Annotated in this window: 7 protein-coding genes; 1 reads left to right on the forward strand and 6 read right to left on the reverse strand. The window is 70.7% G+C overall.

The annotated features are described in order from the left end of the window. Nucleotides 1–22 precede the first annotated feature (22 nt). The 6 genes from CRP56_RS29830 to CRP56_RS29855 all read right to left on the reverse strand — a co-directional run bounded on the left by CRP56_RS29830 (nucleotide 23) and on the right by CRP56_RS29855 (nucleotide 11,502). Nucleotides 23–1,690: a M4 family metallopeptidase gene (locus tag CRP56_RS29830; protein WP_097269185.1), complete on the reverse strand. Its 1,668-nt coding sequence runs from the start codon at nucleotides 1,688–1,690 to the stop codon at nucleotides 23–25. Nucleotides 1,691–1,986: 296 nt separating this feature from the next. Then, a complete protein-coding gene (locus CRP56_RS29835; protein ID WP_097269187.1) occupies nucleotides 1,987–4,032 on the reverse strand; it encodes a M4 family metallopeptidase in 2,046 nt (681 codons plus the stop codon). A 259-nt stretch (nucleotides 4,033–4,291) separates the two neighbouring features. After that, nucleotides 4,292–6,070, reverse strand: coding sequence for an ABC transporter ATP-binding protein (locus CRP56_RS29840; protein ID WP_097269189.1), 1,779 nt, complete (start codon nucleotides 6,068–6,070; stop codon nucleotides 4,292–4,294). Next, nucleotides 6,067–7,851 carry an ABC transporter ATP-binding protein gene (locus tag CRP56_RS29845; RefSeq protein ID WP_097269191.1) on the reverse strand — a complete coding sequence of 595 codons (1,785 nt, stop codon included), beginning with the start codon at nucleotides 7,849–7,851 and terminating at the stop codon, nucleotides 6,067–6,069. Before CRP56_RS29845 ends, CRP56_RS29840 begins: the two co-directional genes overlap by 4 nt. Nucleotides 7,852–7,870: 19 nt before the next feature. Next, nucleotides 7,871–9,733, reverse strand: coding sequence for an ABC transporter ATP-binding protein (locus CRP56_RS29850; RefSeq protein WP_097269193.1), 1,863 nt, complete (start codon nucleotides 9,731–9,733; stop codon nucleotides 7,871–7,873). Further along, nucleotides 9,730–11,502 carry an ABC transporter ATP-binding protein gene (locus CRP56_RS29855; protein ID WP_097269195.1) on the reverse strand — a complete coding sequence of 591 codons (1,773 nt, stop codon included), beginning with the start codon at nucleotides 11,500–11,502 and terminating at the stop codon, nucleotides 9,730–9,732. The genes CRP56_RS29850 and CRP56_RS29855 overlap by 4 nt, the downstream gene beginning before the upstream one ends. Nucleotides 11,503–11,685: 183 nt before the next feature. Between CRP56_RS29855 and CRP56_RS29860 the strand changes: the two genes are divergently transcribed. After that, entirely contained in the window at nucleotides 11,686–12,591 is a 906-nt protein-coding gene (locus CRP56_RS29860; RefSeq protein ID WP_097269197.1) for an ABC transporter ATP-binding protein, read from the forward strand. Nucleotide 12,592 lies beyond the last annotated feature (1 nt).

A 12,592-nucleotide genomic window follows, 5' to 3' on the forward strand; every position in this document is an offset into this window, starting at 1 on the left:
CCGCCCGCCAATCCCCTGGGGACTAGCTCACGTTCACGGCCGACCAGGCCGCCGCGACCGCGTTGTACTCGGTGCTGCCGGAGCCGTACAGGGCGGCCGCCGCGGACAGGGTGCCCGTGCGTGCCGACTTGTAGTTGGTCGTCGACGTGAAGTACGTCGTCAGCGCCTTGTACCAGATCTGCAGCGCCTTGTCCCGGCCGATGCCGGTGACCGTGGAGCCGTTGGACGTGGGCGAGTTGTAGCTCACGCCGTTGATCGTCTTCGCGCCGCTGCCCTCGGACAGCAGGTAGAAGAAGTGGTTGGCGACGCCGGACGAGTAGTGGACGTCCAGGTTGCCGACGGAGGAGGACCAGGAGTCCGCCGAGCCGCCGTCCTTGCTGGGCTTGTCCATGTAGCGCAGCGGGGTGCCGTCGCCGTTGATGTTGATCTTCTCGCCGATGAGGTAGTCACCCTTGTCGGACGCGTTGTTGGCGAAGAACTCCACGCCGGTGCCGAAGATGTCCGAGGTGGCCTCGTTCAGGCCGCCGGACTCGCCGGAGTAGTCCAGGCCCGCCGTGTTCGAGGTGACGCCGTGGCTCATCTCGTGGCCGGCCACGTCCAGCGAGGTCAGCGGGTCGACGTTGCCCTCGCCGTCGCCGTACGTCATGCAGAAGCAGCTGTCGTCCCAGAACGCGTTCACGTACTGGTTGCCGTAGTGCACCCGGGAGTAGGCCGCGACGCCGTTGTTCTTGATGCCGCTGCGGCCGAAGGTGGACTTGTAGAAGTCCCAGGTCTCCGCCGCGCCGTAGGCGGCGTCGACGGCCGCCGTCTGGTCGGTGGTGGAGCTGGAGGCCGTGCCGGTGCCCCAGGTGTTGTCGGCGTCCGTGAACAGCGTGCCCGCGGAGGAGCTGGTGCCGTGGGACTTGTTGTACGTCTTGTGGGTGCCGCGCGAGCCGTCGGTCAGCTGGTACGTCGAACCCGACAGGGTGGTGGTCAGGCTGACCGTGCCCGAGTACAGGCTCTTGCCGGTGCCGGTCGCGTTCTCGATGCCCTGGTACTCGAAGAGCTTCTTGCCGGTCGCGGCGTCGGTGATGACGTGCAGCTGGTTCGGGGTGCCGTCGTCCTGGAAGCCGCCGACGATCGTCTCGTAGGCGAGGACGGGGGTGCCCGAGCCGGCCCAGATGACCTTGCGCGCGCCGTCGGCGGCGGTCTTCTCCGAACCCGCGGCCTTGGCGGCGGACAGCGCCTGCTTCTCCGCCTTGGCGACGGTGAGCTTCGGGGTCAGGGAGGCGACCTTGATGGACTTGGTCGTCGCCTTGGTGACGCTCTTGGTCGCACCGGACTTCGACTCGTGGACGACCAGGTCGCCACCGAGGACGGGCAGACCGGCGTAGGTGCGCTCGTAGCGGGTGTGCACCGTGCCGTCGGCGTCCTTGACGACGTCCTTGACGACCAGCTTCTCCTTGGCGCCGAGGCCTATCTTCGCGGCGGTGTCGGCGGCGCCGGCCTGCTGCTGCTTGATGAGCGTGGTGCGCGCCGCCGGGGACAGCTGGAGGGGCGCTCCGGCCAGGGTGGCCTTGCCGCTCGTCTCCGCCGGGGTCTGGGCGGCGGCGGTACCGGTGGTCAGACCGGTGGCGAGGAGAGCTCCGGCCGCGACGGCGGTGGCGATGGCCAGAGTGGTGCGCTTGTGACGCGCGTAGACGGGGGTCACACAAGCTCCTTCGTGGGGGAGCCCGGACTGACATTGGGGTCGTCGGCCCGGGGCAGTTGTGAAGTTGTGCGGCGGGTGTGAGGAAGCCTGACATCAAGGCGCGTACATGTCAGGACCCTGAAGTGATGTTGGCCGAAAAACGACTGTCAGGTGAATGTTGCCGCAATGTAAAGCGACTTGACCTCGGCAAAGGCCCAACAAGTCACCGGTAAGTGACTGGCAAAAAGAGGGCGCCGCCCCGGGGAGGTGAACCTCCGGAGCGGCGCCCTGTCGTTCAGCCGTCGAGCACGGCCGGCCTACGGGAAGGTGAGCTTCCAGCTGTTGATGTAGCCGGTGTCGATGGCCGCGTTGTCCTGGACCCGCAACTTCCACGTACCGTTCGCGACTTCGGAGGACGCGTTCACGGTGTACGTGGTGTTGATGTTGTCCGAGCTGCCACCGGTGCCGTACGCCTTCAGCGTGTACACACTGCCGTCGGGGGCCACCAGGTCGACCTTGAGGTCACCGATGTAGGTGTGCACGATGTCGACGCCGACCTGGAGGTTGGAGGGCGCGTTGCCCGTCCGCCCGGAGACCGTGATCGACGACGTCACCGCGGCGCCGTTGTCCGGAATCGATACGTCGGCGGTGTTCTCGAAGGACGTGCCGCCCCCGCCGCCACCGGAGCGCGAACCGACCGCCACGGCCGCCCACGCGTCCTGCACCGCCTTGTACTCGGCGCTCGTCGTGCCGTACAGCTCACCGGCCGCCGCGAGGGAGCCCGTGCGGGCCGCCGCGTAGTTGGTGGTGGACGTGAACTTCGTGGTCAGCGCGCGGAACCAGATCTTCTCCGCCTTGTCGCGGCCGATGCCGGTGACCGGGAGCCCGTCCGAGGTCGGCGAGTTGTAGCTGACGCCGTTGATGACCTTGGCGCCGCTGCCCTCGGACAGCAGGTAGAAGAAGTGGTTGGCCGGGCCCGAGGAGTAGTGGACGTCGACCGAGCCGATACCGGAGTACCAGCTGTCCTTCGACGCGCCGTCCTTGCTCGGCTTGTCCATGTAACGCAGCGGCGTGCCGTCGCCGTTGATGTTGATCTCCTCGCCGATGAGGTAGTCACCGACGTCGTTGGAGTTCGCCGCGTAGAACTCGACCGCCGTGCCGAAGATATCGGAGGTGGCCTCGTTCAGACCGCCGGACTCCCCGCTGTAGTTGAGGCCCGCGGTGTTGGAGGTGACGCCGTGCGTCATCTCGTGACCGGCCACGTCGATCGACACGAGCGGGTTGGTGTTGCCCGAGCCGTCGCCGTAGGTCATGCAGAAGCAGCTGTCGTCCCAGAACGCGTTGACGTACGCGTTGCCGTAGTGGACGCGGGAGTAGGCCGCCGCCCCGTCACCGCGGATGCCGCTGCGGCCGTGGATGTTCTTGTAGTAGTCCCACGTCAGCGCCGCGCCGTAGTGCGCGTCCGCCGCCGCCGACTCCGCGTTCGAGGCGCTGCCGTTGCCCCAGACGTCGTCGGGGCCCGAGAACAGCGTGCCGGTGCCGGAGGTGCCGCGGTTGAGGTTGTACGTCTTGTGGCCGCCGCGGGCGCCGTCGGTGAGGTTGTACGTCGAACCCGACTGCGTCGTCGTCAGGTTGACCGTGCCCGAGTACACCGTGTTGCCGGTGCCGGTCTCGATGGCCTCCCACTCGTACAGCTTCGCGCCGGTCGCCGCGTCGGTGATGACGTGCAGCTCCTGCGGGGTGCCGTCGTGCTGGAAGCCGCCCACGACCGTCTCGTAGGCGAGCGTCGGCCTGCCGTCGGCCGCCCAGATCACCTTGCGCGGGGCGTGGCTGACCGCAGGGCTCTTCGCCTTCTCCGCCTTCGCGGCGCTCAGCGCCTGCTTCTCGGCCTTGGCGGTCGACAGCTGCGGCTTCACCGAGGCGACCTTGATGGTGGCGCGGGTCGCCTTGGTGACCGCCGCGGTGGCGTCGGCCTTCGTGCTGGTGACGACCAGGTCGCCGCCGAGGACGGGCAGACCGTCGTAGGTGCGCTCGTAGCGCGTGTGGAGCGTGCCGTTGCCGTCCTTGACGACGTCACGGACGACCAGCTTCTCCTTGGCGCCCAGGCCGAGTTCCTTGGCGGTGTCCGCCTTGCCGGCGTTGGCCGTGCGCAGCAGCTCGGCGCGCTGGGCGGGGGTCAGTTTGACCGACTCGGCGCCCGGTATGACCTTGCCCGCGGCCGACGGTGCCTTCACCGGGGCTGCGGTGGCGGCGCCCGACTGGACGGCCGCGGCGATCAGGGCGGACACACCGACGAGCGCCACTGCTGCGGCACGGCGGTGCATCGTGTGGGAGGTGCGTCTGTGGGAGGAACTCTCTCTCAACACTGACTCCTGCGTCTGCGGGCCGCGGGTCGCGCGGCCATGGGGAGACCGGGCGGCTGGTGGGCCGGCCGGGCAGAACGGGCATTGCGCGTGCTGGAGTTCGACCACGGCACAGTCCTGTGCGGAAGCTGTGGGGTTGCTGTGTCGTGGCCGTGGGAAGAGTCGCAGCAGTTCGCGGTTTCTGTCAGGACCGCGTCAGGAAGTTGGCTGGAAATCGTCCGTTGCCCGGATGGTCATGTTCGTTATACGGGCAATTTGTCTAAAAGTCAGGGCGGGCCGTCTCCGTGCCGGACGTGCGGTCCCCGTGCCACGAGTGCCACAGCGCCGCGTACGCCCCGTCCGCCGCCACCAGCTCCTCGTGCGCCCCGAGTTCGGTCAGCAGGCCGTCCTCCATCACCGCCACCCGGTCCGCGTCGTGCGCGGTGTGCAGCCGGTGCGCGATCGCGATGACGGTACGGCCCTCCAGTACGGCGGCCAGGGCACGCTCGGTGTGCCGGGCGGTCGTCGGGTCCAGCAACGCCGTCGCCTCGTCCAGGATCAGCGTGTGCGGGTCCGCCAACACCACCCGGGCCAAGGCGAGTTGCTGGGCCTGTGAACCGTCGGTGCGGTGACCGCCGTCGCCGAGGGCGGTGTCGAGGCCGTCGGGCAGCTCCCGCACCCAGCCGTCGGCACCGACGGCGGCCAGCGCCGACCACAACTCCTCGTCCCCGGCGCCGGGTTCGGCGATCCGCAGGTTGTCCCGGACCGTGCCCAGGAACACATGGTGCTCCTGGGTGACCAGGACGACCTGGCGGCGCAGCTGCTCGGGACCGAGCGCGACGACCGGAACGCCGCCGACCGTCACCGTCCCCTCGGTGGGCGCGTCGACGCCCGCGAGCAGCCTGCTGAGCGTGGTCTTCCCGGCACCGGACGGACCGACGACCGCCAGCCGCTCCCCGGGCCGCACGGTGAGGTCCACCCCGTGCAGGACCTCACCGCCACGGCCGTAGGAGTACCGCACACCGGTCACGTCGATACGGTCGCCGACGGGGGACGCCGACTCGCCCGAGGTGGCTTTCGGGGCCCGGGCGAGCCCCTCCACCCGCGCGAACGAGGCGCCGCTGCTCTGCAGTTGCTCCACCCGGACCAGGATCTGGTCGAGCGGGCCGGTGAGCTGCTGCAGATACAGGGCCGCCGAGACCACGGCCCCCAGGCTCATCGCCCCGTGCGTGTACAGCACACCGCCGACGATCAGGACCCCGGCGATCGGCAGGACGTACGACACCTCGACGGCCGGGAAGAAGACGCTGCGCAGGTAGAGGGTGTGGAAGCGGGTGCGGCGCGCGGCCTCGATCGCGTCCCGGCTCGCCGCGATCCGCTCGCCCTCCAGCCGCAGCGCCTCCACGGTGCGCGCCCCCGACGCGGTCGCCGCGACGATCTCGGCGACGTCCGAGGTGGCCGCGCCCTCGGCCAGATAGCCGTCCCGGGCGCGGCGCAGATACCAGCGCAGGGCGAACCAGACGGGCAGCAGACCGCACACGCCGACCACGCCGAGCAGCGGGGCCAGCACGAACACCGCGACGAGCGCGATCAGGAAACGGACCGCGTTGATGAGGAGGTCGGGGCCTGCGTCGCGCAGGGTGGTGCCGACCGTGGAGACGTCGGCGGTGCCGCGGGCGGTGAGGTCTCCGGTGCCCGCTCTCTCGACCGTCGACGCGGGCAGGGCGAGGGTCCGGTCGATGAACTCCTCGCGGACCCGGGCGAGGGTGCGTTCGCCGAAGCGGTGGCCCACGAAGCGGGCCCAGCGGGCCAGCAGTAGCTCCGCTACGGCACAGAGGAGGACGGCGAGGGCGAGGCGGTCGACTGTGCCTACGCCGGCCTGTGCCTTCACCTCGTCGATGATGCGGCCCAGGAGCCAGGGGCCGCCGAGGCCCGCGATCGCCGCGGTGGCGTTGAGGGCGAGGGTGGTGGTGAAGGCGGTTCGGTCGGCGCGGATCAGGCGTTGGGCTGCGTGGCGGACGTCGGTGGCGGTGGCGATGGGGAGGTGGCCGGAAGTCACCGTACGGGCTCCTCTGCGTCGGTGTCCCTCGCCACGAGGGCCTTGTACGCCGGGTCGTGGTCCAGGAGGCCCTGGTGGGTGCCGGTCGCTGAGACCTTGCCGTCCACCAGGTGGATGACGGTGTCCGCGTGGGCCAGGACGAGGGGGGAGGTGGTGGTGACGACGGTGGTCCTGCCTTGGCGTGCCTCTTTGAGGCGGGTGGCTACTCGGGCCTCGGTGTGGGCGTCCAGGGCTGAGGTGGGTTCTATGGCCAGGAGGACCTCGGGGCCGGCCGCCAGGGCTCTTGCCAGGCGGATGCGTTGGCGTTGGCCGCCGGAGAGGTTGCGGGCGTTCGCGTCGATGGGGGAGTCGAGGCCGTCGGGGAGGGATTGGACGATGTCTTCGGCTGCGGCTGTGTGAAGGGCGGTGGTGATGTGCGCGGGAGGGGGTGCCTCGTGGGGTTGGGTGGCGGGTGCGGGTTCGTTGGGGCTGGTCGCGCAGTTCCCCGCGCCCCTGAAAGCCTTTGCGGGGACGCCCAATACTTCGTACAAGGTGCCTGCGAACACGTCTGACTCGTGGTCCGCCATCAAGATGCGGGCTCTGATCTGGGGCAGCTGGATCTCGTCCAGAGGGATGCCGCCCCAGCTCGCCTTCGACGGGGTGTAACGGGCCACGCGGTCCAGTACGGCCGCTGTCTCCGCCGGACGCGCCCCCGCCAGTGCCGTCAAGCGGCCCGGCAGAATCCGTACCCCCGACTCCGGGTCGTGCAGTACCGACGCCTCCGCGGGAGCGTCCCGCGTCCCCCTGTCCTCCATGGGCTCCAGGGTCAGGAACCGTACGACCCTCCGTGCCGCCACCACGCCCCGGCTCAGCATGTAGCCGCACTCGACCCAGAACGCCACCGGGCCCACCAGGACCGCGACATAGCCGTACACCGACACCAACTCGCCGATGCTGATGTCCCCTTGGGCGGCCAGGCGGGCCGCCAGCCAGGTGACCACCGCCAGGAACAGGGTCGGGAGGCCTACGCCGAGGGCCTGGACCCAGCTGGTCACCGCGCCTACCCGGTAGCCCTGTTCGCGCAGCCGTTGGGAGTCGCGCTGGAAGGCGTCGGCGAACAGGCCCTTGCCGCCGAGGCCGTTGAGGACGCGCAGGCCGCCGGCGAGGTCGGCGATGCGGGCGGTGAGGATGCCCTGGCGGTCCCGGTACTCGGTCTCGGCGCCCTGGAGCCGGGTGAGGAACGGGCCGACCAGGCCGACGATCACCGGCATGCCGAGGAGGACGACCGCGGCGATCAGCGGGGAGACGGAGACCAGGAGGCCCGCGACCACGAGGTAGGCGATGATCGCGCCGACGCCGGGGCCGACCACGGTGAGGGCGGAGGCGATGGTCTGGACGTCGCCGACTCCGATGGTGACGACCTCGCCGGCCCCCGCCCGTCGTGACAGCGCGGCGCCCAGCCGGACCGCGTGGCCCACGACGACCTTGACCGTGCGGAAGTTGGCGTCCATCCGGACCCGGGTCATCGTGCGGTGCCGCATGATGCTCAGCCACGCGTTGAAGGCGCCGACCAGGAACAGGGCGGCCGACCAGAGCGTGAGCATCCCGAGGTCGCCGGGCTCCAGGCCCTCGTCGATCGCCTTCGCCATCAGGTACGGCGTCGCCGCCAGCAGCACCATCCAGACGCTGGCGAACAGCGCGCCGAGGGCGGAGCGGCCGGGCTGGCAGCGGACCAGCCACCACAGGTAGTGCCAGCCGCCCCGGCGGTCGGGCGTGCCGGGGTCCTCGTACGCGTCGATCACCTGTACCCCCCTCGGAGACTCACGCCAGGCTGTCCCGCCACGCCCGGTGCAGGTCCGCGAACCTGCCCGTGCCCACGATGAGTTCGGCCGGCGGGCCGTCCTCGACGATCCGGCCGTGCTCCATCACCAGCACCCGGTCGGCGATCTCGACCGTGGAGAGCCGGTGGGCGATCACGACGGCGGTACGGCCGTGCAGCACCGTCGACATCGCGCGCTGCACCGCCCGTTCGCCGGGGATGTCGAGCGAGCTGGTCGCCTCGTCGAGGATCAGCACGGCCGGGTCGGCGAGCAACGCCCGCGCGAACGCCACCAGTTGGCGCTGGCCCGCGGAGATCCGGCCGCCGCGCTTGCGTACGTCGGTGTCGTAGCCGTCGGGCAGGGCGCTGATGAACTCATGGGCGCCGATGGCCTTCGCGGCCCGCTCGATCTCCTCGCGGGTGGCGTCGGGGCGGCCGATGGCGATGTTGTCGGCGACCGTGCCGGAGAACAGGAACGCCTCCTGCGTCACCATCACGACTCCGCGCCGGAGTTCGGGCACGGACAGGTCGCGCAGGTCGACGCCGTCGAGGAGGACCCGGCCCGCTGTCGGGTCGTAGAAGCGGGCGAGGAGCTTGGCGAGGGTCGACTTGCCGGCGCCCGTGGAACCGACGACCGCGACCGTCTGCCCGGCCGGGAGGGTGAGGTCGAACTGGGGGAGGATCTCGCCGCCGGTGCGGTAGCCGAAGCGGACGCCGTCGAAGACGACCTCGCGGCCGGGGTGCTCGGACTGAAGGGGCGGCAGTTCGCGGGGTGTGACGGGCTCGGGGACCGACGGGGTCTGGGCCAGCAGGCCCGCGATCTTCTCCAGTGAGGCCGCCGCCGACTGGTAGGAGTTGAGGAACATGCCCAGGCGGTCGATGGGGTCGTACAGCCTTCGTAGGTACAGGACCGCCGCCGCCAGCACGCCCAGCTCCAGTGAGCCGTCCGCCACCCGGTAGGCGCCCCACAGCACGATCAGCGCGACCGCCGTGTTGGCGACCAGCCGGGAGCCGACGACATAGCGGGCCATCTCCAGCAGCGCGTCGCCGTTGGTGCGTTCGTGGCGCTTGTTCAGTACGGCGAACTCGGCGTCGTTGGCGGCCTCCCGGCGGAACGCCCGCACCGGGCGGATGCCGTTCATCGTCTCGACGAACTTCACGATGACGGCGGCGATGGCCGTCGAGCGCAGCGTGTACACGCGTCCCGCGCGCCGCCGGTAGTTGCGTACGAGGAGGTAGAGCGGCACGAACGACGCCACCGCGACCGCGCCGAGGCCGAGGTCCAGCCAGAGCAGCATCGCCGAGATGAAGACGAAGGACAGGATGACCGTGATCAGCTCCTGGAGGCCCTCGTTGAGGAGCTCGCGCAGCGACTCGACGTCCGTCGTGGACCGGGAGATCAGGCGGCCGCTCGTGTAGCGCTCGTGGAAGTCGACGCTGAGCGCCTGGGCGTGCCGGAAGATCCGGCCGCGCAGGTCCAGGAGCACGTCCTGGTTGACCCGGGCCGAGGCGCGGACGAACGCGTACTGGAGGCCGCCGGACGCCACCGAGCAGAGCAGGTAGGCCACTCCGACCGCGATCAGCGGTCCGTGCCGGTCGTCCCGGAACGCCGGTACGGCACTGTCGATCGCGTACGCCACCAGCAGCGGCCCCGCCTGCACCGCCGCCTGCTGGAGCAGCAGCAGGAAGCTGGTGAAGGCGACGCGGGCCTTCATCGGGGCGAGCAGGGAGCGCAGCAGGGTGGAGGTCGCGCGGGGCGGTGTGGGCAGGACGTCCCGGTCGAAGGGGTCGCCCGCCTTCTCCCGGACCTCCGGTTCCCGCTCGTCGTCGGCGGTGGCGGGCGCGGCCGTCGGCGGCGCGGTCATCGGGCGTCCTCCGTTTCCTCTGAGCCGGACATGAGATGGGCGTACTCGGCGTTCGTCCGCAGCAGTTCGTGGTGCGTGCCGACGGCGGTGATACGGCCCTCCGACAGCAGCGCCACCCGGTCGGCGAGCAGCACGGTCGACGGGCGGTGGGCGACGATCAGGGCGGTGGTGTCCGCGAGCACGTCCCGCAGGGCGGCCTCGACCGCGGCCTCCGTGTGCACGTCCAGCGCGGACAGCGGGTCGTCCAGGACGAGGAACCTGGGCCTGCCGACGACCGCGCGGGCCAGCGCGAGACGCTGGCGCTGGCCGCCGGAGAGGCTGAGGCCCTGCTCGCCGATCCTGGTGTCGGTGCCCTGCGGGAGGGCGTGCGCGAAGTCGGCCTGCGCGATGGACAGGGCGCGGTCGAGTTCGTGGTCGTCGGCGCCCATGAGGACGTTCTCGCCGACGCTCGCGGAGAAGAGCGTGGGTTCCTCGAAGGCCATCGCCACGAGAGAGCGCAGCTCCTCACGGGACATGGCGGTGATGTCCTCGCCGTCGAGGGTGATGCGGCCGTCCGTGAGTTCGTGGAGGCGGGGGACCAGCGCGGTGAGGGTCGTCTTGCCGCTGCCCGTCGCGCCGACCAGTGCCATGGACTCGCCGGGGCGGATGTGGAGGTCGACGCGGTCGAGGACGGGGGGCGAGTCGGGGTCGGCGTCGGGGTAGCGGAAGCGGACGTCGTGGAACCGGAGGCCGTTCTCCTTGGCGCCCGCTGAGCCGGCCGCCACCGAAGCGTCCTCCGGCGCCTCGTCCATCACCTCGAAGTACCGCTCCGTCGCACTCGCCGCGTCCTGGCTCATCGCCAGCAGGAAGCCGATCGAGTCGATGGGCCACCGCAGCGCCAGCGCCGTCGACAGGAACGCCACCAGCGTCCCCGCCGACAGTTCCCCGTTCGCCACCTGCACCGACCCCATCACCAGCGCCGCCCCGATCGCCACCTCCGGCAGCGTCACGATGACGGTCAGGATCGTGGCCAGCAGCCGCGCCTTGCGCAGCTCCGTGCCGCGCAGCGTCCGCGACAGCTCCCAGAACGCCCGCGCCTGGCTGCGGTGCCGGCCGAAGCCCTTGATGATGCGGATGCCGAGGACGCTCTCCTCGACGACCGTCGTCAGGTCACCGACCTGGTCCTGCGCCTGCCGGGCCACCGAGGCGTACCGCTGCTCGAAGAGCAGACAGGAGACGATCACCGGGACCGCGGGCGCCAGGATCACCAGCCCGAGGGTCCAGTCCTGGATCAGCATGATGATGACGCCGACGAGGATCGTCACGCTGTTGACCAGCAGGAACGTCAGCGGGAAGGCCAGGAACATGCGCAGCAGCATCAAGTCGGTCGTGCCCCGCGACAGCAACTGGCCGGACGCCCACCGGTCGTGGAAGGCCACCGGCAGCCGTTGCAGATGCCCGTACAGGTCCGCGCGCATCTCCGCCTCGACGTGCGACAGCGGCCGGGCCACCAGCCAGCGCCGCAGCCCGAACAGCAGCGCCTCACCGAAGCCCAGCAACAGCAGGAACAGCGCGCCCAGCCACACACCCGCCGGGTCCCGGTCGGCGACCGGGCCGTCCACCATCCACTTCAGGACGAGCGGGATCACCAGGCCCGTACAGGAGGCCAGGACCGCGACGAACGCGGCGGTGAACAGCCGCGCCCGCACCGGTCTGACGTACGGCCACAGGCGCAGCAGAGTTCTGACGGCGGAGCGTTTCCGGGGGGTGGTTGCACGTGTCGTGGACATCAGCAGCGAGCCTACGGATCGGCACTGACAACGCCCACCGAGTTTTGGCCGGACCGGTATCGGGCCTTGGTCCTACGACCTGCGCCTTCGAAGGGTCGTACGACCGCATCAACCGATCGGCTGATGCGCCTTCGAGCGCGACGGCCGATGTGTGGACACCCCCCGTCCCGCGACGCTGATGCCATGTCCGTCATCGAAGTCAGCGAACTGCGCAAGTCCTACGGCGGCCGGCCCGTCGTGGACGGCGTCTCCTTCACCGTGCAGGAGGGCGAGATCTTCGGCGTCCTCGGCCCCAACGGAGCCGGCAAGACCACCACGGTCGAGTGCGTCGAGGGCCTGCGCGTCCCCGACGCCGGCCGCGTCCGGGTCACCGGGCTCGACCCGATCGCCGACCACGCGCGCGTGGCCCGCGTCCTCGGCGCCCAGCTCCAGCAGAGCGAGCTCCAGGCCAAGCTCACCGTCCGCGAGGCGCTGGAGCTCTACGCCTCCTTCCACGCCCGCCCCGCCGACTGGCGGCCGCTCGCCGAACGCCTCGGTCTGACCGGGAAGCTCACCACCCGGTTCGCGAAGCTGTCCGGTGGCCAGAAGCAGCGGCTGTTCATCGCGCTCGCGCTCATCGGCGACCCGAAGGTCGTCGTCCTGGACGAGCTCACCACCGGCCTGGACCCGCGGGCCCGCCGGGACACCTGGGAGCTGATCGAGGACATCCGCGCGGGCGGCGTCACAGTCCTGCTCGTCACGCACTTCATGGAGGAGGCCCAGCGGCTCTGCGACCGGATCGCCGTGATCGACAAGGGCCGGGTCGCCGCCCTCGACACCCCGGCCGGCCTCATCCGCCGCTCGGCGGGCGCGACGGTCATCAGCTTCACGCCGTCCGCCCCGCTGGACGACCGCGACCTCAACGCCCTGCCCGCGCTCGCCTCGATCGCGCACAAGGACGGCCGCGTCACGCTCGCCGGCACCGACGAGACGGTCAACGCCGTCATCACGCTGCTCGCCCGCAGCCACGTCACCGCACACCAGCTCCGCGTCACCGAGGCCACCCTCGACGACGCGTTCCTCGACCTGACGAAGGAGACCGCGGCATGAC

It is taken from the genome of Streptomyces sp. TLI_55 (genome assembly GCF_900206255.1).
Classification (GTDB): domain Bacteria; phylum Actinomycetota; class Actinomycetes; order Streptomycetales; family Streptomycetaceae; genus Streptomyces; species Streptomyces aquilus.